This is a genomic window from Pseudomonas khorasanensis (genome assembly GCF_014268505.2).
In the GTDB taxonomy this organism is placed as follows: domain Bacteria; phylum Pseudomonadota; class Gammaproteobacteria; order Pseudomonadales; family Pseudomonadaceae; genus Aquipseudomonas; species Aquipseudomonas khorasanensis.
Map to the genome: position 1 here is coordinate 26936 of NZ_JABWQP020000011.1, position 24022 is coordinate 50957.

At 61.3% G+C, this 24022-nt stretch carries 20 protein-coding genes; 8 read left to right on the forward strand and 12 right to left on the reverse strand.

The genetic code is table 11. The features are described 5' to 3' along the window. Positions 1-201: 201 nt before the first annotated feature. Complete coding sequence (locus HU727_RS20015; protein ID WP_016775135.1) at positions 202-408, forward strand: hypothetical protein; 207 nt, start codon at positions 202-204, stop codon at positions 406-408. 52 nt (positions 409-460) lie between these two features. Here the strand turns inward: HU727_RS20015 and HU727_RS20020 are convergent, their stop codons facing one another. After that, positions 461-742, reverse strand: a complete 282-nt coding sequence (locus HU727_RS20020; RefSeq protein WP_186533396.1) for a hypothetical protein — start codon at positions 740-742, stop codon at positions 461-463. 278 nt (positions 743-1020) lie between these two features. Between HU727_RS20020 and HU727_RS20025 the strand changes: the two genes are divergently transcribed. Both HU727_RS20025 and HU727_RS20030 read left to right on the forward strand, forming a co-directional pair. Then, the gene (locus HU727_RS20025; RefSeq protein WP_186533395.1) at positions 1021-2049 is read left to right on the forward strand and encodes a hypothetical protein; all 1029 of its coding nucleotides are present in this window, start codon (positions 1021-1023) and stop codon (positions 2047-2049) included. Positions 2050-2139: 90 nt separating this feature from the next. Continuing rightward, positions 2140-2760 (forward strand): TetR/AcrR family transcriptional regulator, encoded by a 621-nt coding sequence (locus HU727_RS20030; RefSeq protein WP_186533394.1) that lies wholly within the window; start codon positions 2140-2142, stop codon positions 2758-2760. A 116-nt stretch (positions 2761-2876) separates the two neighbouring features. Here HU727_RS20030 and preA read toward each other — a convergent pair whose 3' ends face one another. From preA to hydA, 3 genes are all read right to left on the reverse strand, one after another. After that, positions 2877-4151 carry an NAD-dependent dihydropyrimidine dehydrogenase subunit PreA gene (gene preA / locus HU727_RS20035; RefSeq protein ID WP_186533393.1) on the reverse strand — a complete coding sequence of 425 codons (1275 nt, stop codon included), beginning with the start codon at positions 4149-4151 and terminating at the stop codon, positions 2877-2879. Continuing rightward, on the reverse strand, positions 4152-5519 hold the full coding sequence (locus HU727_RS20040) for an NAD(P)-dependent oxidoreductase (protein WP_186533425.1): 1368 nt from the start codon (positions 5517-5519) through the stop codon (positions 4152-4154). A 201-nt stretch (positions 5520-5720) separates the two neighbouring features. Next, entirely contained in the window at positions 5721-7160 is a 1440-nt protein-coding gene (gene hydA / locus HU727_RS20045; protein WP_186533392.1) for a dihydropyrimidinase, read from the reverse strand. A 624-nt stretch (positions 7161-7784) separates the two neighbouring features. On the opposite strand from hydA, the gene HU727_RS20050 reads away from it, so the two are divergent. Both HU727_RS20050 and HU727_RS20055 read left to right on the forward strand, forming a co-directional pair. Continuing rightward, a complete protein-coding gene (locus HU727_RS20050) occupies positions 7785-9269 on the forward strand; it encodes an NCS1 family nucleobase:cation symporter-1 (RefSeq protein ID WP_186533391.1) in 1485 nt (494 codons plus the stop codon). A gap of 188 nt (positions 9270-9457) precedes the next feature. Further along, entirely contained in the window at positions 9458-10741 is a 1284-nt protein-coding gene (locus tag HU727_RS20055; protein ID WP_186533390.1) for a Zn-dependent hydrolase, read from the forward strand. 75 nt (positions 10742-10816) lie between these two features. On the opposite strand, the gene HU727_RS20060 is transcribed toward HU727_RS20055, so the two are convergent. The 8 genes from HU727_RS20060 to HU727_RS20095 all read right to left on the reverse strand — a co-directional run bounded on the left by HU727_RS20060 (position 10817) and on the right by HU727_RS20095 (position 20269). Further along, the gene (locus HU727_RS20060; RefSeq protein ID WP_186533389.1) at positions 10817-12205 is read right to left on the reverse strand and encodes an amidohydrolase family protein; all 1389 of its coding nucleotides are present in this window, start codon (positions 12203-12205) and stop codon (positions 10817-10819) included. Positions 12206-12218: 13 nt separating this feature from the next. Next, positions 12219-13586 carry a nucleobase:cation symporter-2 family protein gene (locus HU727_RS20065; RefSeq protein WP_186533388.1) on the reverse strand — a complete coding sequence of 456 codons (1368 nt, stop codon included), beginning with the start codon at positions 13584-13586 and terminating at the stop codon, positions 12219-12221. 255 nt (positions 13587-13841) lie between these two features. Continuing rightward, positions 13842-14894, reverse strand: coding sequence for a CobW family GTP-binding protein (locus HU727_RS20070; protein WP_186533387.1), 1053 nt, complete (start codon positions 14892-14894; stop codon positions 13842-13844). 73 nt (positions 14895-14967) lie between these two features. Continuing rightward, complete coding sequence (locus HU727_RS20075; protein WP_186533386.1) at positions 14968-15597, reverse strand: UbiX family flavin prenyltransferase; 630 nt, start codon at positions 15595-15597, stop codon at positions 14968-14970. Next, a complete protein-coding gene (locus tag HU727_RS20080) occupies positions 15594-16979 on the reverse strand; it encodes a UbiD family decarboxylase (RefSeq protein ID WP_186533385.1) in 1386 nt (461 codons plus the stop codon). The genes HU727_RS20075 and HU727_RS20080 overlap by 4 nt, the downstream gene beginning before the upstream one ends. Before the next feature lie 249 nt (positions 16980-17228). Further along, complete coding sequence (locus tag HU727_RS20085) at positions 17229-18134, reverse strand: amidohydrolase family protein (RefSeq protein ID WP_003224037.1); 906 nt, start codon at positions 18132-18134, stop codon at positions 17229-17231. A gap of 4 nt (positions 18135-18138) precedes the next feature. Beyond that, on the reverse strand, positions 18139-19068 hold the full coding sequence (locus HU727_RS20090) for an amidohydrolase family protein (protein ID WP_186533384.1): 930 nt from the start codon (positions 19066-19068) through the stop codon (positions 18139-18141). Positions 19069-19378: 310 nt separating this feature from the next. Next, positions 19379-20269: a LysR substrate-binding domain-containing protein gene (locus HU727_RS20095; RefSeq protein WP_186533383.1), complete on the reverse strand. Its 891-nt coding sequence runs from the start codon at positions 20267-20269 to the stop codon at positions 19379-19381. A gap of 119 nt (positions 20270-20388) precedes the next feature. Here HU727_RS20095 and HU727_RS20100 point away from each other — a divergent pair, with 119 nt between their 5' ends. Genes HU727_RS20100 through HU727_RS20110 form a run of 3 tightly spaced genes read left to right on the forward strand, consistent with a single transcriptional unit; the run spans position 20389 to position 23959 of the window. Then, a complete protein-coding gene (locus HU727_RS20100; protein WP_186533382.1) occupies positions 20389-20853 on the forward strand; it encodes a (2Fe-2S)-binding protein in 465 nt (154 codons plus the stop codon). After that, positions 20853-23066: a xanthine dehydrogenase family protein molybdopterin-binding subunit gene (locus tag HU727_RS20105; protein ID WP_186533381.1), complete on the forward strand. Its 2214-nt coding sequence runs from the start codon at positions 20853-20855 to the stop codon at positions 23064-23066. The genes HU727_RS20100 and HU727_RS20105 overlap by 1 nt, the downstream gene beginning before the upstream one ends. Before the next feature lie 5 nt (positions 23067-23071). Beyond that, positions 23072-23959 (forward strand): LysR substrate-binding domain-containing protein, encoded by an 888-nt coding sequence (locus HU727_RS20110; protein ID WP_186533380.1) that lies wholly within the window; start codon positions 23072-23074, stop codon positions 23957-23959. Positions 23960-24022 lie beyond the last annotated feature (63 nt).

The following is a 24022-nucleotide window of genomic DNA, read 5'->3' on the forward strand; positions in this document are numbered from 1 at the left end:
GCGTGGGGGTTGGTTGCAAGCAGTATAGGTGGCATCGAGCCGCTGTTTGGGCGTGGCGAACGGGCCGACAAACGGTCGATAGTGGCCACTGAATCAACACGGTTTTGCCCGGTCGTATCTGCGGCTACGCGCACTGCGTCCTGAAGGCAGGGCAGCGTGGCGATTTCCGTCGTCAAGACTCGGGTTTTAGGGAAGTGTTGAATGAAGCAAGCGACAACGATGCTGCTGACCGTGACCGCCGCCGTATTGCTGAGCGGCTGTATTGCGGATTTTGATGATGATCACCGGCATGGCCGGCACTACGACCGCGACCATGGCCGCTATTACGACCATGACCGGCGCTGGGACGATCGCGATGACGACCGCCGCGATGGCCGCCGTTATCACCGTGATCGCGATGATGACTGATTGAATGCAAAAAGGGCGTTCCCCAAAAGGAACGGCCTTTTTGCATCAGCCTTCAGTTGAAAAAACGAGCGTTCGCCTGGACGCGGGATCGCGCAGGCATCGAGGCCTCGTGATCGAGCAAATGGGTGGCGAGTATGTCGCTCAGAAAACGGAATTGATCGTTGAGGCCGACCACTTCATTGCTGAAATGATTGCTGGCGGCGGGCATCAGCAGATCTTCGAAATCTTCGTTGAACACCAACGCCTGCGCTTTGCGCGACGCGACGTGTTGTTGGTAATAGTTGCTGCCGAACACTGGGAAACTCACGGAGAGGGTGACTTGTGTGTAAATCATGATGTGAACGCCTCGTTGTGTTTCGGATGAGCTAATCGTGCCTTTCATCATGGGAGGGCGGAAGGCAATCGTGGCGATGGTGAGTATCGATGGCGGTGATGGTTGAGGTTACCGGTGCAGCTGATGGCCTCTTCGCGAGCAAGCTCGCTCCCACAGGGGAATGCTTTTCAAATGTGGGAGCGAGCTTGCTCGCGAAGGGGGCCGGGCATCCAGCATCAACTCTGTCTGACCCACCTATACTCAAACCAGCACCTCCCAACCCAAAGGACACCCCCACCGTGAACCTGCGTGCGCTGTTCGTCGCCGCACTGTTTCTGCTGGCCGGCTGCGCCACGTCGGCCCGGGCCCCGGTGACTGCGCCGCAAGCCGTGGTGGTGTCGTCCGCGACCTGGCAACAGATCGACCGCGAAATCCTCAACGCCTCGCAGCAGGCCACCGGGCAGGTCAAGCTGTTCGCCCGGGGCTCGATGGAACATTGGCGCACGCGGGTCTATCAGCAAACTGAAGAAAATTTCATCCCCTGGTTCAGCAGCTACTGGACCCAGGAGTGGCTGTCGATGAAGGTCAGCTGGTACACGATCAGCGCTGGCGGCGAGCAGGACGCGTCGGCGAAACGGCTGGCGACGTATCTCCTTGAGCAATATCAGGAAAGGGTGCTGGCGCCGGTAGCGGTGGAGGTCGATCCGGATGCGATTCTGGCTCAAGCCACCGCGTTCTATGCGCAGTTGATGGCGCAGCAGATGCCGCTCATCGCCCAGCGTCACGGCGTACCCATCGCGCAGCTCAACGGCCGCCTGCAAAAGATCCCAGCCATTGCCCTCGGCCCACCACAGGCCCGGGATGCGTCGCTGTTCAAGGTCATCAGCACCGAACCGCTGAACACTCTGCCGGCCTACGCGGCGCTCATCGACAAGATTCACACCGACGGCGGCGCCAAGGGTATTTCCTCCACCGACGCGGCCATGGCCCCGGTGGCCAAACGCGCCAGCCAGCGCATCGAAGCGGAAATGGCCCCGCGCGGCGCCGCCAGTGCGGTCGCGGCAGCGGCGGGCAAACTGGCCGGGGCAATGATTTCAGTCGGCGTGGCCGGCATCCGCGCAATCATCCAGGCCAACGACCGCCCGGACAGCGAGGCGTTGATTCGCAGCAGCCTCGGCAACACGTTCGACAAGGCCTGGATGAAGCTGGTGCAGAATCCGACAACGGGCGTTATGGCCGGCGCGCTGCACATGGCCGGGCAGGTTGAGGGTAATTTGAGGGCGAGTGACCAAACGCCTGTCGGTATCGGGATGAACGCCGTGCAATAAGCCCCCCGGCGGGTAAAGTTTATCTGCGGCGGTCGCGCCCGGATTAGAGCGGATGCTAGTCTTGAGCAACGCTGTTGTCAGGGAGCCCACATGGGCAATCACAAGATCGAAATTCGCCGCAGTAACGTTGAAAAGATTCTGTTGGCGGCGGAAAAGGTTTTCGCCGAAAAAGGCTTCGGCAGCACCGCCATGGCGGACATCGCTGCCGAAGTGCAATTGCCGCGTTCCAATGTGCATTACTACTTCAGCACCAAGAGCGAACTGTACAGTGCGGTGCTGTTTGATCTGCTGGAAGTGTGGAAGCAGGACGCGCTGTGCTTCGAAATGTTCGACGATCCGCGCGTGGTGCTCAGCAGTTACATCCGCGCCAAGATGAACCACTCGCGCAGCCGTCCGTATGGCTCCAAGGTCTGGGCCAACGAGATCATCCATGGCGCGCCGACCCTGGGCGAGGCGCTGGATGCGAGCCTGTATGACTGGGCGAAGATGAAGGAAGCGAAGATTCGTCAGTGGGTCGAGGACAAACGGATCCTGCCGGTCGAGCCCTCGGGTTTGCTGTACATGATCTGGGCCTCCACGCAGCACTACGCGGACTTTGATCATCAGGTGAATATCCTCAACGACCATCAACCATTGTCGGACATGCAGTTTGAGCGAGCGGTGCAGACGGTGACAGGGGTGATCCTGCGCGGGATCGGATTGGAGCCCTGAATCTTTTTGGTGGGCGGGCTGGCCTCTTCGCGAGCAGGCTCGCTCCCACGGGAAAATGCATTCCAAGTGTGGGAGCGAGCCTGCTCGCGAAGGCGCCGGATCAGACGCCGCTGACCTCAGAGACTGACGTGATACGGATTCCTCGGATCATGGTTCCAATCCAGAAAAGGCTTGCCCGTTTCCATCGGCACCATCTCGATGCAGTCCGCTACCGGGCAGGTGATCTGGCACAGATTGCAGCCCACGCATTCCTCATCAATCACCTCGTACTTATGCGTACCGTCGGCCTGCCTGAGGCTGCCGATCGCCTGATGCGAAGTGTCCTCGCACGCGATGTGGCAGCGCCCGCAACCAATGCACGCCTGCTGATCAATTTTCGCGATGACCTGATAGTTGATATCGAGGTATTTCCAGTCCGTGGTATTGCCTACCGCACGCCCTGAAAACTCGGCGATGTTGGCGTAACCCTGGCTGTCCATCCACCGCGACAAGCCGTCCTTCATCTCGTCGACAATGCGGAAACCATGCAGCATCGCCGCCGTGCACACTTGCACCGCGCCGCTGCCCAGCGCCATGAACTCGGCGGCGTCGCGCCAGCTGCCGATGCCGCCGATGCCGCAGATCGGCAAGCCTTGGGTCTGCGGGTCACGGGCAATTTCGGCGACCATGTTCAGCGCAATCGGCTTGACCGCCGAACCGCAATAACCGCCGTGGGTGCTTTTGCTGCCGACGGTGGGCAGGGCGACCATGTGTTCCAGGTCTACGCTGGTGATCGAGTTGATCGTATTGATCAGCGACACGGCATCCGCGCCACCACGGTGCGCCGCCCGTGCAGCGACGCGGATGTCGGTGATGTTCGGCGTCAGTTTGACGATCACCGGCAGCGAGCAATATGTCTTGCACCAGCGCGTCACTTGCTCGACGTATTCCGGCACCTGACCGACCGCTGCGCCCATGCCGCGTTCGGGCATGCCGTGGGGGCAGCCGAAGTTCAGTTCGATACCGTCAGCGCCCGTGGCTTCGACCAGCGGCAGGATGTGTTTCCACGATTGCTCGACGCACGGCACCATCAGCGAAACGATCAGCGCGCGGTCTGGCCAGTCCTTTTTCACCTGAGTGATTTCACGCAGGTTGATTTCCAGCGAGCGGTCGGTGATCAGCTCGATGTTGTTGATGCCGAGCACTTCGCGGTTGGCGCCGAAATGGGCCGAATAACGGGAGGAGACGTTGACCGCCGCCGGGTCCTCACCGAGGGTTTTCCAGACCACGCCACCCCAGCCTGCTTCAAAGGCGCGCACGACGTTATAGGCCTTGTCGGTCGGCGGCGCGGAGGCCAGCCAGAACGGATTGGGCGCTTTGATGCCGGCGAAGACTATCGAGAGATCGGCCATTTACGCAGCCTCCACGTTGAGCATCAGTTGAGCGTTGATCGCCTCGGCGGCGCGTTTGCCATGTTGTACCGCTTGCACGGTGAGGTCCTGATCGAGGCTGGTGCAGTCACCGCCGGCATACACGCCGGGGATGCTGGTGCACAGATTTTCATCGACCTCGATGCGTTCGCCCTGACGCTTGAGCTCCCGCGCCAGCGGATCGCCGAGGGCACTGCCGTCAAAGCTTTGGCCGATGGCTTTGAAGATCGCATCTGCCGCAAGCTCGAAGGTTTCCCCGGTGATTTGCAGGCGCCCGTCGACCAGAGCGGTGCGGGCGAAACGCATGCCGCGCACGCGGCCCTGATCGTCGAGCAACACGTGCTCCGGTTGCGCCCAGGTCAGCAGGCGCACCTGATTGGCTTTGGCGATGTCCTGTTCATGACCGGTCGCGCCCATGTCCGCCGCGCCACGGCGATAGACCAGATTCACATCACGCGCGCCGAGGCGAGCCATTTGCACCGCCATGTCGATCGCGGTGTTGCCGGCGCCGAGGACGATGCAGCGTTCGGCCAAAGGCAATTGCGCAAGGTCATCGGCCTGGCGCAGTTCACGGATGTAATCCGTGGCGGCGAGCAGGCCCGGCGCATCTTCATTCGCCAGCCCGAGCTGCTTGCTGGCATTCAGACCGAGGCCGAGGAACACGGCGTCGAACTGTTGATGGAGTTCGCTGAGGGTCAGGTTCTCACCGAGTCTGTGCCCATGGCGGATTTCGATGCCGCCGATCTGCAGGAGGAAATCCAGCTCTTTCTGCGCGTAGTCATCGACCAGTTTGTACTTGGCGATACCGTATTCATTGAGGCCGCCAGCCTTGTCCCGCGCCTCGAAAATCACCACATCATGGCCGTGCATGGCGCTGCGATGGGCGCAGGACAAACCCGCCGGCCCGGCACCGACCACCGCAATCCGTTTGCCGGTGGCGGGAGCGCGCTGGAACGGGTGCTCGGCGAAGTGCGCGTTGTCGACGGCATAGCGTTGCAGCAAGCCGATCAGCACGGGAGCGCACTCCTGAGCGTTGTTACGCACGCAGGCCTGCTGACAAAGGATTTCGGTCGGACAGACCCGTGCGCAACTGCCGCCGAGGATGTTGGCCGACAGGATTTTCTGCGCCGCGCCTTGTACGTTGTCCTGATGGATGTTGCGGATAAACGACGGGATGTCGATTTCGCTCGGGCACGCATTCACGCACGGCGCATCGTAGCAATACAGGCAGCGCGAGGCTTCCAGATGCGCCTGCCGGGCATTGAGCGGCGGCGCCAGATCAGTGAAGTGCGCGGCGAGGGCAGCCGTGCTTTCGTGCGGGTGGGGGAGATGGTTCAGGGTCTCGATCACGGTGGTGTGCCTCACGGTAACTGCCTCTTTCGGGCATTGGCCTAATTCCCGCGTAGGAGCTGCCGAAGGCTGCGATCTTTTGATCTTGCTTCTAAAGATCAAAGTCAAAAGATCGCAGCCTTCGGCGGCTCCTACAGGGAAACGTGTTTCAAGTGTGGGAGCGAGCCTGCTCGCGAAGGCCGAAGGCCGAAGGCCTCGGTTTCAGCGTTTAATGGCCGTCGGTTTGTGCATCTCAGCCCGCCTGCTCAACAGATCAAACACCGCCGGGTATGCCGGCCGTTCGATGTACCTGCCGGCGCCGCGCTCGGCGCGCAGGTCGCCGTCGGCCCAGACCACCCGGCCCTGGCTGACGGTATGGCTCGGCACGCCGCGCACGGTCTTGCCTTCGAAGATGTTGAAGTCCACCTGCTGATGGTGGGTCTTGGCTGAAATGGTCCGTGTGCCTTGCGGGTCCCACAGCACCAGGTCGGCATCGGCGCCCACGCGGACCGCACCTTTGCGTGGATAGAGATTGAAGATTTTCGCCGTGTTGGTGGAGGTGAGCGCGACGAAATCCTGCATCGACAACCGCCCGGTGTTGACCCCTTCATCCCAGAGCAAGGCCATGCGGTCTTCGATGCCGGCGGTGCCGTTGGGGATCTTGCTGAAATCGTCTCGCCCGGCGGCTTTTTGCTCGGCGCAAAAGCAGCAATGGTCGGTGGCGGTGGTGTGCAGATTACCGTTCTGCAGTCCGTGCCACAGCGCTTCCTGATGGCCGCGCGGGCGGAACGGCGGGCTCATCACGTAACCGGCGGCGGTCTGCCAGTCGGGGTGTTGATAGACGCTGTCGTCGAGCAGCAAATGCCCGGCCAACACTTCGCCGTACACCGGTTGACCCTTGCTGCGTGCATAGGTGATTTCGTCGAGGGCTTCCTTGGTCGAAACGTGAACGAGATATAGCGGCGTACCGATGGTTTCAGCGATGCGAATGGCGCGGCTCGCCGCTTCACCCTCGACCTGCGAGGGGCGCGACAATGGATGTGCCTCCGGGCCGGTAATTCCCTGGGCCATCAGCTTGCGTTGCAGGTGATACACCAGCTCGCCGTTCTCCGCATGCACGGTCGGCACCGCGCCCAGTTCCAGGCAGCGTTCGAAACTCGCCACCAACGTGTCGTCGGCCGCCATGATCGCGTTTTTATACGCCATGAAATGCTTGAAGCTATTGACACCGTGGTGGCTGACGAGCTCGGCCATTTCCTCGCGCACCTGCTCGCTCCACCAAGTGATCGCAACGTGGAAGCCATAGTCGGATGCGGATTTTTCCGCCCAGCCGCGCCACTGGTGGAAAGCTTCCATCAGCGACTGTTGCGGATTGGGAATGACGAAATCAATGATCGACGTGGTGCCCCCGGCCAGACCCGCCGCCGTGCCGCTGTAGAAGTCTTCGCTGGCCACCGTGCCCATGAACGGGAGTTGCATGTGCGTGTGCGGGTCGATGCCGCCGGGCATCAGGTATTGGCCGCTGCCGTCGAGCACTTCGGCGCCGGCGGGAATATCGAGGTTTTCACCCATGGCTTTGATCACGCCATCGGCGCAATAGACGTCGGCGCGGTAACTTTCATCATGGGTAACAACGGTGGCGCCACGGATCAACAGAGACATTCCGGATTCCTCGCAGGCATGACCGACTTGTATCGGTTCTAGATGTTTTATGGGTGGACTGCACTGCGAGTCGTATTCCTGTCAGTGCTGTCAGGAATACAAGCTAGTCGCGATTCTTCGATTGATCAAGAATATTTTTTATAAGCTTATAGCTTCTTCAAATCATTGAAAATAAAGGATAAAAACTGCAAATCACCAAAATGGTGAGGGCGTTCACCATTTTGGCGCACTTGACAGGATGGAAATATGAGCAAGATTTCCTATGTGAAATCAGCCGCTTGAAGTTGAGCTGTGGTTGCTTGCCCTAACTAGAAAATAAATGCGATGCACCCGTTTGGGTCCTGACACTTGCGCTAACTTGGCGGGCGTTTAGCCTGAGCGTTCAGACATGTTTTTGAGGGCTCTTCGAATAAATAATTAAAACTGATGAATATCAGAAAGTTGCACAGCGTTTACAACACCGATCAAGCGTCAAGCGAGGTACCCGGCACGCTTATTGATGCCGCCGCTGACACCATGGCCGGTGCATGAAAGTTGTCAGTTCCTCCGGCCATCGTCCGGCTTGCGCGTAGTGCGCCAGTCGCCTGATGAGCAAAAAATAATCAGAAGAACAGTGGAGCGGCCATGCAACAGATCAGATCGCAAGTGACCGAGCGCGACGGCTTGTTTGAGCTTGAAGCCGGCAGCGACGTCCTCGACAGTCCGCGTTACAACCACGACATGGCGCCGACCAAGGTGCGCGAACGCACCTGGAACAAATGGCATATCACTGCGCTGTGGGTCGGCATGTCGATTTGCGTGCCGACTTACACCCTTGGCGGTGTGCTGACGGCGTATTTCGGTCTCAGCGTCGGCGAAGCGCTGCTGGCGATTCTGTTTGCCAACGTCATCGTCCTGGTTCCGCTGACGCTCAATGCGTTTCCGGGCACCAAATACGGCATTCCATTTCCGGTGCTGCTGCGCTCCTCGTTCGGTATTCTCGGTTCCAACGTGCCGTGCCTGATTCGCGCGCTGGTGGCGTGTGGCTGGTTTGGCATTCAAACGATGTTTGGCGGTCTGGCGATTCACCTGTTTCTCGGCTCGGTGTTCGAGGGCTGGAAGTCCCTTGGCGGCACAGGTGAGGTGATCGGTTTCATGGTGTTCTGGGCGCTGAATCTGTGGGTGGTGATTCGCGGTGCCGAGTCGATCAAATGGCTGGAAACCCTGTCCGCGCCGCTGCTGGTGGCGGTCGGTATCGGCTTGCTGGTGTGGGCGATGCCCAATGTGTCGATGACCGAGTTGCTGGCGATCCCGCCGAAACGTCCTGAAGGCGCCAGCGTGGTCAGTTACTTCGCGGCGGGGCTGACGGCGATGGTCGGTTTCTGGGCCACGCTGTCGTTGAACATTCCCGACTTCAGTCGCTACGCCAAGAGCCAGAAAGACCAGATTCTGGGGCAGATATTCGGCCTGCCGCTGACCATGTTCCTGTTTGCCGCACTGGGCGTGGTGATGACTGCCGCGTCGGTGAAACTGGTCGGCGTCACCGTGTCCGATCCGGTCACGCTGATCGGCCATATTCAGAGTCCGGTGTGGGTGGCGCTGGCCATGGCGCTCATCATCGTCGCCACATTGTCGACCAACACCGCAGCGAATATTGTCTCGCCGACCAACGACTTCCAGAACATCGCGCCCAAGGTCATCAACCGCACCAAAGCCGTGTTGCTGACCGGGGTGGTGGGGCTGGTGCTGATGGCCCATGAGCTATTGAAAAAGCTCGGGCTGATCGTTTCCGATATCAGTCTGGAGACGGTGTACTCGAACTGGCTGCTCGGCTATTCCAGCCTGCTCGGCCCCATTGCCGGGATCATGGTGGTGGATTATTTCCTGATCAAGAAACAGCGACTCGACCTGGCCGGGCTGTACCGCGATGACATCTATCCGGCATGGAACTGGGCAGGTTTTGTCGCGTTCGGCGTACCGGTGGTGTTGACCTTGCTGTCGTTGGGCAGCGATGCATTCAGCTGGTTCTACAGCTACGGCTGGTTCACCGGCTCGGCACTGGGCGGGGTGATTTATTACGGGTTATGCGTGATGCGCGCGCAGCCTTCGGTCGTGAAATCGGCGGTGTGAATGCTGGCCTCTTCGCGAGCAGGCTCGCGAAGATGGCCGGACAGCGACCCACAAACTGATCGTTCCCACGCTCTGCGTGGGAATGCAGCCCTGGACGCTCCGCGTCCCAACAGCGGACGCAATGCGTCCATGGATGAATGCCCACGCAGCGCATGGGCACTATCGGCATCAGCACTGAGGAGATCCCCATGAACGCAGCCGTAGACGTTCTGCAATCGAGCCATCAGCACATCAACCGCGATCGCCTGTGGGCATCGCTCATGGAACTCGCCAAACTCGGCGCCACAGTCAAGGGTGGCGTCTGTCGCCTGGCCCTCACCGACCTCGACCGCCAGGCCCGCGACCTGTTCGTGCAGTGGTGCAAGGACGCCGGTTGCAGCGTCACGATCGATGCGGTCGGCAATATTTTCGCCCGTCGCGCCGGCCGCAACCCGAACCTTGCTCCCGTGATGACCGGCAGCCACATCGACACCCAGCCCACTGGTGGCAAGTTCGACGGCTGCTTCGGCGTGCTCGCCGGCGTCGAAGTGCTGCGCACCCTCAACGACCTCGGCGTGGAAACCGAAGCGCCGCTGGAAGTGGTGGTCTGGACCAACGAAGAAGGCTCGCGCTTTGCCCCGTGCATGATGGGCTCCGGCGTATTCGCCGAGAAGTTTACCCTGGAGGAAACCCTGGCCAAGGTCGATGCCGAGGGCGTTACCGTAGGCGAAGCCCTCAATGCCATCGGCTACGCTGGCTCGCGTGAGGTCAGCGGCCATAAAGTCGGCGCTTATTTTGAAGCGCACATCGAACAAGGCCCGATCCTTGAGGACGAAGCCAAGACCATCGGCGTTGTCCTTGGCGCACTCGGGCAAAAGTGGTTCGACCTCAAGTTGCGTGGCGTTGAGGCCCACGCCGGCCCAACGCCGATGCACTTGCGCAAGGACGCTCTGGTCGGCGCCTCGGTGATCGTCGGCGCCGTCAACCGCGCCGCCCTCGGCCACCAGCCCCACGCCTGCGGCACGGTTGGCTGCCTGCAAGCCTATCCGGGGTCGCGCAATGTGATTCCGGGCGAAGTGCGCATGACCCTCGATTTCCGGCACCTGGAACCGGCTCGGCTGGATTCGATGATCGCCGAAGTGAAACACATCATCGAGGCCACCTGCGAAGAACACGGTCTCACCTACGAGCTGACCCCGACAGCGGACTTTCCGCCGCTGTACTTTGACAAGGGCTGCGTGGAAGCGGTGCGCGGCGCGGCAAAAGGCCTGGGTCTGTCGCACATGGACATCGTCAGTGGCGCGGGGCATGACGCCATTTTCGTCGCCGAACTCGGCCCGGCGGGGATGATCTTCGTGCCCTGCGAGGGCGGTATCAGCCACAACGAAATCGAGAACGCAGCACCGGACGATCTGGCGGCGGGGTGCGCGGTGTTGTTGCGGGCGATGCTGGCGGCTTCGGCGGCGGTGGCAGCCGGGCAGCGCGCGGCCTGAGAGAAACTCCTTTAAAAACCCTGAAACCCTGTGAGAGCCAGCGTGTTCCCACAGGGGTTTCGGGGTGGGATTGGATCAGTCGTCAACATTCATCAGCTGCTGCACACCTTCCCACGCCTCGGCGCGCATGCGTTCGATGTCGAGTCCCGGAATCACGCCGTTATCGACCACAACTCTGCCACTCACCAGACTGTATTTCACCGTGATCGGCTCACCCGCAACCACCGGCGCGACGGCGCTGTCGTGGAAACCGAAGAAGCGTGGATGATCGAGGCTGTAGATCACCAGATCCGCCGCCTGACCGACTTCCAGCGTGCCAACCGCGCCAAGGCCCAGAACCTGCGCGCCGCCTGCCGTGCCCCAATGAATGACGTCTTCAGCGGTGGTTGCCGACGCGCCTTGCTCGGCGCGGTGGATCAGCCATGCGGTGTTGGCTTCGCCGACCATGCTTCCGGATTCGTTGGAGGCTACGCCATCCACGCCCAGCGAGATCGGCACGCCAGCCTCGTACATTTGCGGCACTGGCGCGACGCCGCTGCCCAGCCGCGCGTTGCTGACCGGGCAGTGGGAGATGCCAGTACCGGTTTGCGCGAGCATGCGGATTTCACCGTGTTGCAGGTGCACGGCGTGGGCGAACCAGACGTCGGGGCCGAGCCATTCGTGTTCGGCGACAAATTCCACCGGCAGGCAGTTGTACTTGTCGCGGCAGAAATTGATGTAGTTCTGCGTCTCCGACAAGTGCGTGTGCAGGCGCAGGCCCAGACCGCGAGCTGTTTGCGCGAGTTCGCGCAGTAGCGTCGGCGGCAGTGAAAAAGTCGGGGTTGTCGGCGCGACTACCACCCTGCGCATCGCGTCCGGTGTGTCCTGGTGATAGCGCGATTTCAAGCGCTCGATATCGCCGACCATCTGCTCGAGGCTTTCCGGTTGCAGCGCGGTTTTCGAGAAGCCCGGATGGGCGCTGGCGGACTCCAGCGCGCCGCCGCGGCAGAGCACGAAGCGCAGGCCGAATTCTTCGGCCATGTCGAAGAGCAGGTCGCCGGTCTCGGTGCTGCCTTGGGCGTGATAGAGGTAATGGTGATCGGCGCAGGTGGTCACGCCGGACAACAATAATTCAACCATGCCCAGCCGTGCCGCGATCCGCGCCAACTGCGGGGTGAAACGGTTCAAACGCGGGTAGGGCACGCTGGCCAACCAGCCTTGCAGGTCCTGATTCAGACCTTCGGGCACGGCTTTGAGCAGGTTCTGGAACAAGTGATGGTGGGTGTTGATCCAGCCCGGATAGACAACGCAGTGGCGCGCGTCTATCACCCGTTCGCCGGGCAGCGCTTGCAGGTTGGCGGCCATTTCGGCAATGCGTCCGTTGACCACACGAATGTCCACGGCGCCGGCCCGGGCACGCGGGCCGCGCCGGCCGGTCATTACGGCCACCGGGTGTTTGATCAGGATGTTCTGAAATTGAGTCATGGGCAGGCTCCAGTCAAAGGATGTGCGAGGCGGACTTGCCGGCGGTGGTTTGCGGCACGCTGACGCCATTGAGCGCGGCGTTGAGCAGCACCGACACCAGGCACGCGATGACCACGCTGCTGTGCAGGAACGGCTGCGACCACTCGGGCAGTTGTTTGAACAACGTCGGCGCGAGCACCGGCACCAGCGCGGCGGCGAGGGTGAAACCGACAATCAGCACGTTGTAGCGATTGCGTTCGTAATCGACCTTGGACAGGGTCTGGATTCCCGCCGCCGCCACCACGCCGAACATGGCAATGCCGGCGCCACCGAGGGCGGCGGTCGGCATGGAAGCGATGATCGCGCCAGCCTTTGGCACCAGGGCAACCGAGCACATCAGCAAGCCGCTGACCGCCACCACCCAACGACTGCGCACGCCGGTGAGAATCACCAGACCAACGTTTTCCATAAAGGCAATAAAAGGAAACGCGGCAAACATCCCGGCGATGGTGCTGGCCAGGCCGTTGGCGCGCAGCCCGTTGATCACCTGTTTGTCCTCCACCGGTTTTTCGACGATGTCGCCGATGGCCACGAACAGCCCCATCGACTCGACCATTTGCACGATCATCACCACCACCATGGTTGCGATGGGGATCAGGCTGAAGGTCGGCAGGCCGAAGTAAAACGGGTAAGGCACGGTCAGCCACGGGGCTTCTTCGACGCTGTGAAAACTGCCCATGCCCAGACCGTAAGCCAGCCCGCCGCCGACCAGCATGCCGACCAGCACTGCCATGTTGCGCAGCATCGGGCTGCCGTAGCGATTGACCAGCAGGATGGTCAGCAACACCACCACTGCCACGCCGAGAAATGCCGGCGCGCCAAAGTTGCTTGCGTTGCGTCCGCCACCCACCCATTCGTAGGCGATGGGGAACAATTGCAGGCCGATCACCGTGACGATGCACCCCGTCACCACGGGTGGAAAAAACCGCCGCAATCGACCGACGAAGGGCGCCACCAACATGGTGAAGATCCCCGCGCCGATCACCGCCCCACAGACTCCGGCAAAGCCTACCTCCGGGTTACTGCCAATGGCGATCACCGGGCCGACGCTGCTGAATGCAACGCCCTGCAGGATCGGCAGGCGCACGCCGAATTTCCAGAAACCGACGGTTTGCAGCAGCGTGGCGATGCCGGAGCAAAACAGGGTGGTGCTGATCAGCACCACCGTCTCGGCGTGGGACATTTTCAGGGCACTGGCGACAATCAACGGCACGGCGATGGCGCCGATGTACGAGACGGCCATGTGTTGCAGGCCGAGGGTCAGCATCTGGCGTACCGACAGAATCCGGTCGACGGGATGCACGGTGGAGGCGGTTTGCGATGAGGATGTGGCTGACGACATGGGAAACACCTCTGGCTGTTTTTGTGCGGTAGAGAGGGGTATTCGTCTGATGCCAATCAATTGACTGATGCCATGGTAAAGAACCTGTGGCGAGGGAGCTTGCTCCCGCCGGACTGCGCAGCAGTCCGATGCTTTTCAGGGGCCGCTTTGCGCCCCAGCGGGAGCAAGCTCCCTCGCCACAGGGTGTTACCACCAATTGATTGGTTCCAGTCATTCGTGCTGCGAAGCCGCCATCCACCGGCTCCGTTGCCTGTTTCAGCCTGCTAGGCAGGCGGCGAAGCCCTGGTTCAGCGCCGCACGATCCAGGTCGCGGCCGATGAACACAATCTTGCTCGAGCGGGGCTCCGTGCCCCACGCGGTCGAGGCGCGGAATTCCACCAGGCTGTGCACGCCTTGCAGCACATAGCGCTGGTCTTCGTTTGCCACCGCCAGCACGCCTTTCATGCGGTAGAGGTTGTTGGCCTGGGAGGCGCGCAGCTCGCTGATCCAGCGGTGAAACGCGACCAGATTCACCGCGCCGTCCACAGCGATGCCCACCGACGACACGCTCGGATCGTGTTGGTGATCCAGCTCGTCAACGGGGTGCTCGTGATGATCGTGGTGTTCGTGATGCTCGAGGTCAGCGCCGATTTCCATCAGCTTCTGCGTGCACTCGAAGGCACCGATACCTAGGATTTTCGTCAGGTCGATCTGTGCATGCGTCGAGGTCACGAGATCGGCGGTGGCGTTCAAGCCGCGAATCTTGCGGCGCAGGATTTCCACAGCCTCAGCGCTGACCAGATCGACCTTGTTGATGACGATGCGGTCGGCGCAGACAATCTGATCCACGGCCTGATTGTCGACGCCATCGAGCTGCAGATCTTCCAGGTGCTGGAGGATGTGTTTGGCGTCAACCATGGTCACGATCGCGTCGAGTTCGACTTCTTCGGCAATCGGATCATTGATGAAGAAACTCTGCGCCACCGGGTAAGGGTCGGCCAGGCCACTGGTCTCGATGAGGATGTGATCGAGGCGCACTGGCCGCGCCACCAGCTCCCGGACGATACGCACCAGATCCTCGCGCACTTCGGCGGTGCAGCACACGCAGCCGTTGACCATCTCGTAGATTTCTTCGGTTTCGGAGCTGAGCACCAGATCGCCGTCGATGCCGACTTCGCCGAACTCGTTTTCGATCACGGCGATCTTGCGCCCATGGTTCTCTTTGAGGATGTAATTGAGCAGCGTGGTTTTGCCGGCACCGAGAAAGCCGGTGAGGATGGTCACGGGGATTTTGTTGTTTCGGGTGGGCGCGTTGAAGGGCGTGTTCATCTGGAGCTCCTTACTGACGTTTTTGTCGGAGTGCGATCAAGGTGGGAGCGGGCGTGCCCGCGAATGCGGTGGTTCAACCACCACCATTGCTGAATGACAGACCGCCATCGCGAGCAGGCTCGCTCCCACAGGCTTGCGTGTGTTCTCGCCAGCGTCGCGCGGTGCCGGCGTCGAGGCCAAACAGGTCGAGTACCCGGCCGAGGCTGTGGTCGACCATTTGCGCAAGGTTTTCAGGGCGCGCGTAAAATGCCGGCACAGGCGGGGCGACGATGGCGCCCATCTCGGTCACGGCGGTCATGTTGCGCAGATGAGCGAGGGTCAGCGGCGTTTCGCGGGCCATCAGCACCAGTGTGCGACGTTCCTTGAGTGTCACGTCGGCGGCGCGACCGATCAGTCCCGATGACGCGCCCGTGGCAATCTCCGCCAGTGTGCGCATCGAACACGGCGCCACCACCATCCCGAGGCAGCGAAACGAGCCGCTGGCAATCCCGGCGGCGACGTCATCGGCGCGGTGGTAATGGCTCGCCAGCGCGGTGACGTCGGCGAGTTTGTAGTCGGTTTCGTGGGCCATGGTCAGCAGGGCGGCGCGGCTGATGATCAGGTGGCTTTCGATGTCCAGTTCGCCGAGTAATTGCAGCAGGCGCACGCCGTAGACGAACCCGGACGCGCCGCTGATGCCGACCACAATCCTTTGGCGACTCACGACTGCAGGCCTTTGATCACCTGCCTGGCGCGTTCGAGCACCTGCTGATCGAGCTGCGCCTTGATCCCGTCGAAACCCGAACCGCGTGTAGCGTCCAGGCCCATCCGTGACGTGGTGCCGTTGACCGAGGACGACGGATCGAGCGGACTGCCCGGCAAGCCATCGATGGTGAAAATATCCAGATGCGGCTGAAAGTGCGTGGCCAGCGCCCACAGCACCTGGCTGTCGTCGTTGATGTCGATGTCGCTGTCCACCGCGATCACGGTTTTCAGGTACGGATCCCAGCCGAGCAGGGCCAGCATGATCTGTCGCGCTTCGCCATCGCGACTTTGGTCCAGCGCCACGTAACAGTGAAAGTGCGTGCCGGAATTGGGGTAATGCACGCCGGTGACGGCAGGGAAGCGCGCCTTGAGCTTCTCGCTCATCTCCGCTTCACGGGGCAGGCGGGCGAGGGTCAGGTGTTCGGCGTAACGTCCGCCCATGACGTCAACCAGCCAGGCGTCCTTGCGCCGCAGCAAGGTATCCACGCGCAGCACGTTGTTGGTCGAGCGGTCCGAGGAATAGCCGCTGAACTCGCCGAACGGACCTTCCTCGGCATAAGCGGTCGGGTCGATCGCCCCTTCAAGCACGAACTCGGCAAAGGCCGGAACGCCGATGCCGTAGCGGGGCGTTTTGACCAGTTCCAGCGGCGCGCCGAACAACCCGCCGGCAACGGCGCGTTCATCGCTGCCATAGGGCAGGCGGGCAGCGGCGGCGAGCATGAACAATGGATGCGCCCCCACCACCATCGCCACGCGCAATTCTTCGCCACGCTCGCGGGCGGTTTGCAGCATTCGCCACAGATGCCCGCGCGAATGCAGGCTGGTGGCGAGCGCCTGGCGGGCATGGCGCATCGAGCGGTGATAGCTCATGTTGGCGATGCCGGTCACCGGGTCTTCGGCAATGATGATCGCGTTGGTGATGTACGGCCCACGGTCGCTGTCGAAGTGCTTGAGCATCGGCAGCAGCGCCAGGTCCAGCGTTTCGCCTTCGAACACTTCATCCAGGATCGGGCCGGTTTCCACGTAACGCGGCGCAATCGGCTGGTTGGCGCGGGTCTGGAAAGTTTCGTGCAGTTGCGCCGGCGTGACGCCGAACAGCCGTGCAATGCGAATGCGGGACGCAAAAAGATTGGTCGCCACCGGCACGCCGAGACTGCCGACGTTGTCGCAGATCAACAGCGGATCGCGGCCCTGGGCGGCGAGGGCATCGACCAGGGCGGTGACGTCCTGATCGGCGGAAATTTTGTCAGTGACGGTCAGCACATCGTCCGGAAATTCACGGCGATAGGCGTCAATGAATACGTGAAAGTCCTGAGAATCGCCGAGCGTCGAACGGGTCATGGTTTCACCTCGTAAAAAGCAGGCACGCAGGGGTGAGAGGCGCTCGCGGGGCCAGCCGTTGGCCTGCCGGTCGAACGAGCGCCGGATCATCTTCGTGCCTGTAAAGTCGCTGTGTGCTCTGTTTGCGAATCCTTGTGGCGAGGGAGCTTGCTTGCGCTGGACTGCGTAGCAGACATTATTTTTACGAGGCGGCTTCGCCACCCGACGCGAGCAAGCTCCCTCGCCACAGAGAGGCAGCATTTCTACCCGTTAGAGGTAGGTCGTGGTCAGGCGAATATCGGCCTCGACCAGATCCTTGGGCGGTGGCGTCGGTTCGATCCCGCACAACCGGGCGATGTTGTTGCCCAGATAGTCCTCGAGATGATCCTCGTCAATGCCCAACCCCTGCGGCGCCGGCGAGCACAACACCTCCAGTTCGCGCAACCACATGCCGGGTTCGTTCGGCGGCGAATCGGTGCCGAACACGATCTTGTTGCGCGGCAGTTCCTTGGCAAATTCGACGATCCGCGACTGGAAGCACCAACCGGACTCGCAGTAAACGTTCGGCGTGTCCATGGCCATCCAGAACGCTTCGAAGGAGTAGTTGCCACCGGTCTGGATACCGAAGTGGCCGATGATGAAATTGACCATCGGGAACTCGCGAATGATCGGGTAGAACATCGTCGGAATCGTGTACGGACCATCGCCAGTGTGGATCAGCACGACGATGTTGTATTTGGCGCAAACCTTCATCGCCGGGCGCAGCCAGTCGAGCGCCCGATCCGGGCGATAACCGTGCATGTTGGCGTGCAGCTTGAGCATTTTGAAACCGTATTCCTTGATGTGGAATTCCAGCTCCGCCGCACCGTTTTCCGGTCCCCAGCGCGGATTGAAATTGAAGTTGCCGATGAAGCGATCCGGGTATTTCACGCAGAGTTCGGCAACGTAGGACATGTAGTCGCGCACGCCCTCGCGGCCCCGACGATTGCCATCGCGATAGCCGGTGTTGCCCGGTGGTGGCTGGATGAAACCCATGTCGATACGGCGTGGTTTACCGTTGATCATGTAGGGCCCGTCCATCAACTTGAGCATGCGCTCGCCGGTGAACGGTTCGCCGGTGTGGCGCCAGGCCTCGTCGACCAGGTTGGTGGGATGCAGGTGGGTGTCGATAATCATCGCTTCAGCTCCTGGCCAGTTGCGCAGTGAAGGGACGCTTGAGTTGCGCCTCAGCTTCGCAAACGGAACGCGGTGGCGGGGTCGGCTCGAGGCCAATCATCCGCGCGGTGTTGTTGCCCAGATACTCTTCGAGGGTGTCTTCGTCGAGGTTAAGCCCCTGCGGCGGCTCGTGGCAGAGCACCTCAAGCAGACGCAGCCACATGCCCGGTTCGTTCGGCGGCGTGTCGGTGCCGAAGAGAATTTTGTGCGTCGGCAGGACCTTGGCGAACTCCACGATCCGCGATTGCAGGCACCAGCCGGATTCGCAATAGACGTTAGGCAACTCCATCGCCCATTGCATCGGTTCGAACACGTACACCCCGCCGGTCTGCACACCGAAGTGGGCCATGATGAAGTCGACGTTGGGGAATTCCTTGATCATTGGCACCCATTCCGAAGGAATGCTGTACGGCCCGTCGCCGGTGTGCAGCTTGACCGGGATGCCGAGCTCGGCGCATTTCTCGAAGCATGGGCGCACCCAGTCCAGTGCGCGGTCAGGCCGGTAGGCGTGCATGTTGGCCTGCATCTGCACCATCTTGAAACCGTGTTCCTTGACGTAGCGCTCGATGGCCTCGACGCCGTTTTCCACGCCGCAGCGCGGGTTGTAGACGAAGCAGCCGATGAACCGGTCCGGGTAGGTCTGAACCATTTTCAGGGTGTAGGCCATGTAGGCGTCGATGGATTCGCGGCCGCTGAGGTCACCGTCGGTCCAGGTGTAAATCGTGTTGCCCTGGGGCGGCTGGATGAAGGCTTTGTCGATGCGGCGAGGTTTGCCGTTGACCATGTACGGGCCATCCATCATCTCCAGCAGACGCTCGCCGGTGAACGGGTCACCGTCATGCCTCCAGGCGAGGTCCACCAGGTCGGTGGGATAGCAGCTGATATCGATGATCATTGCAGTTGATCTCCTGATAGCGGGGAAGGGAGCCGTGCGGCTCTCGGCATCCACCTCCCGGGCAATCGGCCGTTTCTATGCGCAAGACACGCGCATTCCCTCGCCTGTTCGCATCCGGCCCGGGTGGGTGGCTGCTGAGGTCGAGTATTGGAAAGGGGCGGAGGGTTCGTACAATATTAATTGGGCGCGGTGGTGATACTTGTTCGATATGGTTCCGGTTTTGTGGTGATCGTTGCGGCCTCTTCGCGAGCAGGTTCGCTCCCACAAGAATACGCATTGCAATGTGGGAGCGAGCCTGCTCGCGAAGGCATCAGTGTTGTGTTTGCAAAGCCAACTGTTTGATCGCCTCAACCACCGGCGCTACCCGCTCGGCCTGGCCATGCGGCCAGACGGCGTAAAGGTTGTAATGCGCCGCGATCTGCGCTTCGTTCAACGCCACCAACCGTCCGCTGCGCAATGCATCGGCGGCCAGCAATCCGCGCACCAGTCCCGCGCCAACACCGGCCTCAGCCGCCGCGATCAGATTCGCCGCATTATCAAAAATCACCCGCGCGGCAGGCTCGATCGGTGCCATTGCGGCGGCGTCCAGCCACGGAATCCACGAGCGCCGCGTGTACCCCAGCAACGGCAATTCGAGGATCTGCGTCGGGCTCAAGGGCAACTGCAAACCATAGCGCTCCAGCAGATCCGGCGAAGCCACCGCCAACACCCGATCGCCACAGATCTGCGTCATTTCGCAGTCATCCCAATCGCCATACCCGTAGCGCAACGCCAGATCCACGCGCTCGAATGTGCTGCGATCACTGCGCGGCATCGACAGCAGCGTCACTTCGTAATCGGGCAACTGCTCCAGCAACTGCGGCAAGCGCGGATTGAGCCAGCTCTGCGCCAGCTCACTGTCGACATCCAGCGTCAGGCGTTGCGCCACGCTGCGGTTCTTCACCGATGACAATGCGCGATCAATCTGCGCCAGGCCATCCGATAGCACGCTGGCAAACAACTGCCCGGCATCCGTCAGATTGCTGCCGCCGCCTTCACGTACGAACAGCGGCTGGCCGATGAAATCCTCCAGCGCGCGGATCTGCTGGCTGATCGCACTGTGGGTCAGGTCGAGCTTGCGTGCCGCGCTGGAAAAACTGCCGCTGCGCGCCGCATGGATAAATGCGCTCATGGACTGCACCGACGGGTATCGTTTGTACATTGTTGTTAGTCCTGCTTACAGCGGTTGGCAGAAATCGTCGCTGGCCGGGGATTGCCGTGGTTTCCAATAATCGGCGACCAGGCCTGCGCATAGACGGGCCGCTCTTTTGGAGCCTGACAATGATTGCATTCACGGTTAACGGCGAACGACGCGAGCTGGATGAGGCGTCCCCCTCCATGCCCTTGTTATGGGTACTGCGTGACCAATTGAAACTCACCGGCACCAAATTCGGTTGCGGCATGGGCCTGTGCGGCGCATGCACCGTGCACCTGGACGGTGTAGCGGTGCGATCCTGCCAGGTGCCACTGGCGGCCGTCGCGGGCCATGGCATTACCACCATCGAAGGGCTGTCGCCGACACACAGCCATCCGCTGCAAGTGGCCTGGGTTGCCGAAGATGTGCCGCAATGCGGTTACTGTCAATCAGGGCAGATCATGTCCGCGGCGGCGCTGCTCAATACCGGTGCGGCGATCACAGATGATTCGATCCGTAATGCGATGTCCGGGAATATCTGCCGCTGCGGCACTTACGGGCGTATCAACAAGGCCATCAAGCGCGCGGCGAATGCGCCGAAGGAGGCGTGATGAGCCTCATCGACAACACCCGTATCGAACTGCCGCGCCGGGAATTTCTCAAGCAGGCGGCAACTGTCGCTTCGGGCCTGGCGATTGCCTTCTACTTGCCGGGCGGCATGGCCGCCGCCGATCCGAAAACCCCGGCATCGGCCACCGGGTTCGAACCCAATGCCTGGGTGCGGGTGCTGCCCGACGGCACGGTGAAACTGGTGGTGCACAAGCACGATTCCGGCACCGGTACCCAAACGGCACTGGCTGCGTGCGTGGCCGAAGAACTCTACGTCGATCCGATGACCGTGCAGGTCATCACTCCCGAAGATCCGTTTTTCCAGACCTACATCCATCCGGTCTGGAAGGTCTTCTCTACGGGTGGCAGCACCAGTGTTTCCCTGGAATACGATCGCCTGCGCATGGCCGGCGCCACCGCGCGGGTGCTATTGATCACGGCGGCGGCGCAGCAGTGGAAAGTCGACGCCGACAGTTGCACCACCGAGGACGGTCGGGTGGTGCATGCGTCAAGCAAGCGCAGTTTCGGTTACGGCGAACTGGTCGGCGTGGCGGCGCAGTTGCCGGCTCCGACAAAGGTCACTCTGAAGGATCCGGCGCAGTTCAAATACATCGGCAAGCTGCGGCACAAACGCGATGCGGCGGCCAAGGTGTGCGGGGCTTTTCAGTACAGCATCGACGTGCAATTGCCCGACATGCTGGTGGCCGTGATCCAGCGTGCGCCGGTGGTGGGATCGAAACTGCTGAGTATTGATTCGACCGCCGCACTGCAAGTGTCGGGGGTGCGCAAAGTGCTGGCGATTCCGGGGCGGCCCGATGTGCTCGGCGGCAATCTGGAGGGGGTCGCGGTGCTGGCAGACACCTTCTGGGCCGCGCAGCAAGGGCGTCAGGTGTTGAAGGTCAAATGGAGCGATTCGCCGCTGGCCGGGTTCGACAGTGAACAGTTGTTCAGCGCTCAGGCCCAGGCCATCGGCGACCCGAAGGCACAGGTGGTCAAAACCATGACCCAGGGCAACGTCAGCGCGCAATGGGCGCAAGCGGCAACGCTGATCGAAGCCGACTACACCATGCCCTATAAAGTGCAAAATCCGCTGGAACCGATCTGCATCACCGCACAGGTTTCAGACGTATCAATCACCTACTGGGGCGGCGTGCAGGTACCGTCGTCGGCACTGGAAGCGGCGCAAAAAGTGTGTGGCCTGGACAAGGCCGGCGTGACTATTCATGAGCTGGTTTCCGGTGGCAGTTTTGGGGCGCGGGAAGCCAAGTACTGGTTGTTCGAAGTCGCGTACCTGGCGCAGAAAACCGGCGTGCCGGTGAAGCTGCTCAACAGTCGCGAAGATGAAATGCAGGCGCTGTTTTATCACCCGGCCACCCTCAATCGGATCAAGGGTGCGCTGGACGCCCAAGGCCGACTCACCGCGTTGCAGTTGCATGCGGTATCGCCAGCGTCGCCGGAGCAGTGGGAACCGGGTTACTTCGAGCGCCCCGATCACATGGATTACAGCACCACCGAAGCGATCACCGCATGGGACTTCGCTTACCGTGCGCCACACCTTGACCTGAACTGGGTCAAGCACGAAAGCAACGTGCCCAGCGGCTGGTACCGTTCAGTCAGCTTCATTCCCAATGTGTTTGCGGTAGAGAGTTTCATGGATGAACTGGCCCACGCCGCCGGTGAAGATCCGTTGGCCTTTCGCCTCGCCAACATGCAGGAGCGACCCAGGCATGTGGCCGTGCTCAAACAGGCTGCCGAGCGAGCCGGATGGGGCCAGCCGTTACCGCCGGGATCAGCCTTGGGAATCGCCACGAACCAGGGCTATAGCAGTTTTATCGCTGTAGTTGCGCGAGTCGCGACGGTCGATGGCAAGCCCAAAGTCGAAAAGCTCACCTGCGTGGTCGATTGCGGTCTGGCGGTATCGCCCGGTGGTGTTGAAGAACAGATCTATGGCGGCCTGATGTGGGGCCTGGGGCATGCGTTGTTTGATCGGCTCGACATCAAACAGGGCAGGGTGGTGCAGAGCAACTTCCATGACTATCGCGTTGCGCGTATGTCCGACATGCCGGCCACCGATATCGTCGTACTCGATGGCGAGCCAGGCAAACCCGGTGGCGTTGGTGAGCTGGGCAGTCCATCGGTGGTGCCGGCTATCGCCAACGCACTGTTCGCACTGACCGGCGTGCGCCAGCGCTCGACGCCATTGAAGCTGGGTTAAATGCCATGGACTTGCGCCTGCTACGGTATTTCTTGGCGCTGGCCGATGAACTGCATTTCGGTCGGGCTGCCGAACGGCTGCACATCTGTCAGCCGCCCCTGAGTCAACAGATTCGTTTGCTGGAAGAAGAACTCGGCACGCCGCTGTTCGAGCGCAGCCATCATCGAGTCGAGCTGACGGCAGCCGGGCAGATGCTCAAGGAGCAGGCGCCGCTGGTGTTCGAGCAACTTGAGCGGGCACTGGATCTGACCCGTCAGACCGGGCGCGGGCAACTCGGCGAGCTGGAGATCGGCATGATCAGTTCGGTGATGGTGGGGGTGTTGCCCAAGGCATTGCATCTGTTTCGCGAGCGTTACCCGCAGGTCGCCTGGCGTTTGCATGAGATGACCCCGGCGGCGCAGGTCAAGGCGCTGAAAGAAAAACGCATCGACGCGTGCGTGTTTCGCGTCGGTTACGACGATCCGCAGCTGCGCAACGAGCTGCTGATCTACGAACCGATTCATGTGGTGATGCCGGCGGACCATCCTCTGGCCGCGCGCAAGGTGCTGGCCCCGGCCGATCTGGCCCATGAGCCGTTTGTCGCGCTGGAGCTGAAACAGTCACGATTCGCCGGTTTCCTTTATCAATGCTGCATCCAGGCCGGGTTCACGCCACAGATCCGCCAGCAGGTGATCGAAGTGCAGACCTTGCTCAGTCTGGTGCGTGCCGGGTTTGGTGTGGCCCTGTTGCCGGCATCGATCGAGCAACTGGCCCCGGCGGGGCTGGTGTTTCGACATCTGACGCCGGCGTTGCCGCAAGTGCCGCTGTACGTCACTTACCGGGCGGACGATGCTTCGCCGGTGCTACAGTTGTTTCTCGATACGTTGCGTGAATTGAAAACCCCCGGATTTTGACCGAACAAAAACCTGTAAAAGCGGGCTTGCTCGCGACGGCGGTGTGTCATTCAACCCCTGCGT

Coding starts and splice junctions, on each gene's coding strand:
- HU727_RS20015 (WP_016775135.1), top strand. CDS start 202: ATGAAGCAAGCGACAACGATGCTGCTGACCGTGACCGCCGCCGTATTG.
- HU727_RS20020 (WP_186533396.1), bottom strand. CDS start 742: ATGATTTACACACAAGTCACCCTCTCCGTGAGTTTCCCAGTGTTCGGC.
- HU727_RS20030 (WP_186533394.1), top strand. CDS start 2,140: ATGGGCAATCACAAGATCGAAATTCGCCGCAGTAACGTTGAAAAGATT.
- preA (WP_186533393.1), bottom strand. CDS start 4,151: ATGGCCGATCTCTCGATAGTCTTCGCCGGCATCAAAGCGCCCAATCCG.
- hydA (WP_186533392.1), bottom strand. CDS start 7,160: ATGTCTCTGTTGATCCGTGGCGCCACCGTTGTTACCCATGATGAAAGT.
- HU727_RS20050 (WP_186533391.1), top strand. CDS start 7,785: ATGCAACAGATCAGATCGCAAGTGACCGAGCGCGACGGCTTGTTTGAG.
- HU727_RS20055 (WP_186533390.1), top strand. CDS start 9,458: ATGAACGCAGCCGTAGACGTTCTGCAATCGAGCCATCAGCACATCAAC.
- HU727_RS20060 (WP_186533389.1), bottom strand. CDS start 12,205: ATGACTCAATTTCAGAACATCCTGATCAAACACCCGGTGGCCGTAATG.
- HU727_RS20065 (WP_186533388.1), bottom strand. CDS start 13,586: ATGTCGTCAGCCACATCCTCATCGCAAACCGCCTCCACCGTGCATCCC.
- HU727_RS20070 (WP_186533387.1), bottom strand. CDS start 14,894: ATGAACACGCCCTTCAACGCGCCCACCCGAAACAACAAAATCCCCGTG.
- HU727_RS20080 (WP_186533385.1), bottom strand. CDS start 16,979: ATGACCCGTTCGACGCTCGGCGATTCTCAGGACTTTCACGTATTCATT.
- HU727_RS20085 (WP_003224037.1), bottom strand. CDS start 18,134: ATGATTATCGACACCCACCTGCATCCCACCAACCTGGTCGACGAGGCC.
- HU727_RS20090 (WP_186533384.1), bottom strand. CDS start 19,068: ATGATCATCGATATCAGCTGCTATCCCACCGACCTGGTGGACCTCGCC.
- HU727_RS20095 (WP_186533383.1), bottom strand. CDS start 20,269: ATGTACAAACGATACCCGTCGGTGCAGTCCATGAGCGCATTTATCCAT.
- HU727_RS20100 (WP_186533382.1), top strand. CDS start 20,389: ATGATTGCATTCACGGTTAACGGCGAACGACGCGAGCTGGATGAGGCG.
- HU727_RS20105 (WP_186533381.1), top strand. CDS start 20,853: ATGAGCCTCATCGACAACACCCGTATCGAACTGCCGCGCCGGGAATTT.
- HU727_RS20110 (WP_186533380.1), top strand. CDS start 23,072: ATGGACTTGCGCCTGCTACGGTATTTCTTGGCGCTGGCCGATGAACTG.